The 1,117-nt window shown below is 35.5% G+C and carries 2 protein-coding genes; both read left to right on the top strand.

Annotated elements, in window-relative coordinates; genetic code table 11:
* On the top strand, positions 1 to 212 hold a 212-nt coding region (locus AC1DRF_RS29080), incomplete at its 5' end, for a ParB N-terminal domain-containing protein (protein WP_477742452.1).
* Positions 213 to 418: 206 nt separating this feature from the next.
* Positions 419 to 1,117, top strand: a 699-nt coding sequence (locus tag AC1DRF_RS29075; protein ID WP_477742451.1) for a sigma-70 family RNA polymerase sigma factor, incomplete at its 3' end; no start/stop codon positions are given.

Raw genomic sequence — 1,117 nt, 5'->3', positions numbered from 1 at the left:
ATATTATCGTTCCTGAAGAGTTCTTAAAGACACGTCCAAACCCTGAAAAAACGCAAAAGGTGATCGATTTTGTGAAGCGTACAGGGCGCTTAGATGAACCGTTGACGATTGAAAAAGGATCAAAGATCTTAAAAGATGGATACCGTCGTTATGTAGTGGCCAAAACGGTCAAAATGGATCAAGTTCCTGTTGTATATGAGTATCAAAAGTAAGAACTCAAAGAAAAAGTAACTATTGTTTATCGTTTCACTGACAAATTAGACAAAAACAAACTAAACAAAATGATACCCTATGTCCAATATATAAAAAAGTAAATGAAACAGGATTTAATCTCTGTTAAGGTAAGATGAACATCTTCATTACTATTCTCTATACTTAGCTTTCTATACATCTAAGTCGCGAATTGGAGGGAGATATAATGACTAAAAATCAAAAACTGTGGACGAAGGAAGAAGATTTATTTCTAAAAGAACAATATGGACGGATGACACTCCAAAAAATTGGTGAATGTTTAAATCGTAGTAAAGAATCGGTTAATAAACGGGTCTCACGATTACAACTTCGCAACAAACAAAATGGCATACGCAAAAGATGGACCCCTGACCAGGATACGTTCTTAAAAGTAAATATTAATAGGATGAACAACCAAGAGATTGGAAAACATTTAGGCAAGAGCCCTTCTTCTGTTGCGAATCGAATTAGACTGTTAAAACTAGTACAAAATACGTCATTACGTAGATGGACAAAGAAAGAGGATGAATACTTGCTAAAATGGTATGGAGTCAAGTCCCTTGACCACATATCTAGACGCTTACAACGAAGTATACAAGCATTAGAGTCTAGATTATATCGTTTAGGTATACGTGGCGTAAGAGCTCATCTGGGAAATRTTACRGTATATGAACTAGCMRARTGCCTSCAAGTTGATGYTCATASCATTTATAACTGGATTCAGACAAAAGAATTGCCCTATAACATCTTGAGAGCAAACACACGAACATTTTTAGGAATTGACGTAGCAGCCTTTTGGAAATGGGCACAACAGAATAAGGAACTTATTAATTTTTCTAAGGTATCCCTAAATACTCTTATTCCAGAACCCGACTGGGTAAAGGAA

The organism is Priestia sp. P5_B4 (assembly GCF_056400385.1).
This window is presented reverse-complemented; position numbering and strand designations above follow the sequence as displayed.